Here is a 2,856-nt window from a genome sequence, read left to right as displayed (position 1 = left end):
TCCAGGCGAGCTTCAACGACCTCGCGACGGCGAGCGAGGCGCTGCGCAACTTCCAGTTCACCGATGCGCAAGCCGGCTTCGATCACGCGGAATCGGCGTACGACACGCTGCGCGTGCTGGCGATCGTGACGCTGTTGTCCGTCTTCGGCGGTTATGCGCTGGCAGGCGGGCATCTGGGCGCCTTGATCCAGCCCGTCGAGATCCTGATGATCGTGGGTGCCGGTGTCGGCGCGTTCATCCTCGGCAACGGCGGCAAGACCATCAAGGCCACGCTGCGCGTGCTGCCGACGCTCTTCAAGGGCTCGAAATACACGAAGGATGTCTACATGGAGCTGATGGCGCTTCTTTACGTGCTGCTCGCGAAGGCACGCAAGGAAGGCACGCTCACGCTCGAGGCCGACATCGACGATCCGGAAAAGAGCCCGATCTTCACGCAATACCCGAAGATCCTCGCCGATCATCACATCGTCGAATTCCTGACCGACTACCTGCGCCTGATGGTGGGCGGCAACATGAACGCGTTCGAGATCGAAAGCCTGATGGACGAGGAGATCGAGACGCACCACGCGGAAGGCGAAGGCCCCGCGCACGCACTGATGCGCGTCGGCGACGCGATGCCGGCGTTCGGCATCGTCGCGGCCGTGATGGGCGTCGTCCACACGATGGCGTCCGCCGACAAGCCGCCCGCGGTGCTCGGCGCGATGATCGCGCAGGCGCTGGTCGGCACGTTCCTCGGGATCCTGCTGTCGTACGGGCTGATCGGGCCGCTCGCGAGCCTCGCGGAGCAGCGCGTCGCCGAGTCGACCAAGATGTTCCAGTGCATCAAGGTGACGATCCTCGCGACGCTGAACGGCTATGCGCCGGCGATTGCGGTCGAGTTCGGCCGCAAGGTGCTGTTCTCGACCGAGCGCCCGTCGTTCTCGGAACTCGAAGAACATGTGCGCCGCGTGAAGGCGAAGTGACGCGGAGCGCCCAATGAGCAAGAGCAAGGATCGCGCAATCGTCGTCAAGCGGGTGGCCCCGTCGAAGAAGGGCCACCACGGCGGCGCATGGAAGCTCGCGTACGCGGACTTCATGACCGCGATGATGGCGTTCTTCCTGCTGATGTGGCTGCTGAGCTCGGTCACGCCGGTGCAGATGAAGGGGATCGCCGAATACTTCAACACGCCGCTGAAGGCCGCGCTGTTCGGCAGCGGCGACCGCAGCTCGCAGGATTCCAGCATCATCAACGGCGGCGGCCGCGACCTGTCGAGCGTCGACGCCGGCACGCTGCGCCGCACCGACGGTACGACGCAACTCGCCGAACGCCTCGCGAAGATGGGCGACGAGCATTCCCGGTCGCAGGCGCAGGGTGCGCAGGACCGGCTCGAACAGGCGCGCCTGCACGACCTGCAGATCAAGCTGATGGCCGCGATCGAGGCCAACCCGACGCTGCGCCAGTTCAAGCAGCAGATCCGCATCGATTCCACGCTGATGGGGCTGCGCATCGAGATCGTCGACACGCAGAAGCGGCCGATGTTCGCGATGTCGAGCGACAACGTCGAGCCGTACATGCGCGACATCCTGCGCGAGATCGGCAAGACGCTGAACGACGTGCCGAACCGGATCATCGTCCAGGGCCACACCGACGCCGTGCCGTACTCGGGCGGCGAGGGCGGCTACAGCAACTGGGAGCTGTCGGCCGACCGTGCGAACGCGTCGCGCCGCGAGCTGATCGCCGGCGGCATGGACGAGGCGAAAGTGCTGCGCGTGCTCGGCCTCGCGTCGACGCAGAACCTGAACAAGGCCGACCCGCTCGATCCGGAAAACCGCCGGATCAGCGTGATCGTGCTGAACCGCAAATCCGAAGAGGCGCTGATGCGCGACGATGCGACGACCACGACGCTGTCGGCCGATGCGGCCGGCTCGCAGCAGCTCGCGCAGCAGCTGGCCCCGGCGCCGGCCGTGCGCCCGGCGCTCGCGGCGTCCGCCGTCGCCGTCGCCGCGCCGAAACCCTGACGTTTACAAGATTCCGAGACAGACATGATCCGAACCATTCTCGCCATCGACGACTCCGCGACCATGCGTGCGCTGCTGCAGGCAACGCTGATGCAGGCCGGCTACGACGTGACGGTGGCGCCGGACGGCGAGGCCGGCTTCGACCTGGCGGCCACCGTGCCGTACGACCTGGTGCTGACCGACCAGAACATGCCGCGCAAGAGCGGGCTCGAAGTGATCGCCGCGCTGCGCAAGCTGACCGCCTATACGGAAACGCCGATCCTCGTGCTGACGACGGAAGGCAGCGACGCGTTCAAGGACGCCGCACGCGACGCGGGCGCGACCGGCTGGATCGAGAAGCCGATCGATCCCGCCGTGCTGGTCGACCTGGTCGCGACGCTGTCCGAACCGGCCGCCTCCTGACATTCACGCGACGCATTCAACCCGGGACCGGGCATGACTCTCGACATCACTCAGTTCTACCAGACATTTTTCGACGAAGCGGACGAGCTGCTCGCACAGATGGAGCAGTTGCTGCTGAACCTCGACGTCGGCTCGCCCGACCCCGAGGATCTGGCAGCGATCTTCCGCGCCGCGCATTCGATCAAGGGCGGCGCGGCGACGTTCGGTTTTTCCGCGCTGACCGATACGACGCACATCCTCGAATCGCTGCTCGACCGCGCACGCAACCATGAGCTGACGCTGACCAAGGAAATGGTCGACGCGTTCCTGGAGACGAAGGACGTGCTGTCCGACCAGCTCGTCGACTACCGCGCGAGCGCCGAACCGGACGCGGCCGCCGCCGCGACGATCTGCGCGAAGCTCGAACGGCTGAAGGCCGAGAGCGGCGCGGGTGCGCCGGCTGCGGCTGCGCCAGCT

The 2,856-nt window shown here is 66.5% G+C and carries 4 protein-coding genes; all 4 read left to right on the top strand.

The annotated features are described in order from the left end of the window. Nucleotides 1–107 precede the first annotated feature (107 nt). On the top strand, nucleotides 108–962 hold the full coding sequence (motA, locus tag G3N93_RS37620) for a flagellar motor stator protein MotA (protein ID WP_206135290.1): 855 nt from the start codon (nucleotides 108–110) through the stop codon (nucleotides 960–962). Between the two features lie 13 nt (nucleotides 963–975). Further along, nucleotides 976–1,998, top strand: coding sequence for a flagellar motor protein MotB (gene motB, locus G3N93_RS37615; protein ID WP_174940073.1), 1,023 nt, complete (start codon nucleotides 976–978; stop codon nucleotides 1,996–1,998). Nucleotides 1,999–2,022: 24 nt separating this feature from the next. Then, entirely contained in the window at nucleotides 2,023–2,400 is a 378-nt protein-coding gene (locus G3N93_RS37610) for a response regulator (protein ID WP_011350594.1), read from the top strand. A gap of 33 nt (nucleotides 2,401–2,433) precedes the next feature. Continuing rightward, nucleotides 2,434–2,856: Hpt domain-containing protein (locus G3N93_RS37605; RefSeq protein WP_206135289.1), on the top strand; the 423-nt coding region annotated here is incomplete at its 3' end.

It is taken from the genome of Burkholderia sp. Se-20378 (genome assembly GCF_017104665.1).
Taxonomy (GTDB): domain Bacteria; phylum Pseudomonadota; class Gammaproteobacteria; order Burkholderiales; family Burkholderiaceae; genus Burkholderia; species Burkholderia lata.
The sequence above is the reverse complement of the archived record's forward strand: the minus strand, read 5'-3'. Positions and strand labels throughout refer to the sequence as shown.

Excerpts from the sequence above, each read along its gene's own strand:
- motB (WP_174940073.1), top strand. The coding sequence starts at position 976 with ATGAGCAAGAGCAAGGATCGCGCAATCGTCGTCAAGCGGGTGGCCCCG.
- G3N93_RS37610 (WP_011350594.1), top strand. The coding sequence starts at position 2,023 with ATGATCCGAACCATTCTCGCCATCGACGACTCCGCGACCATGCGTGCG.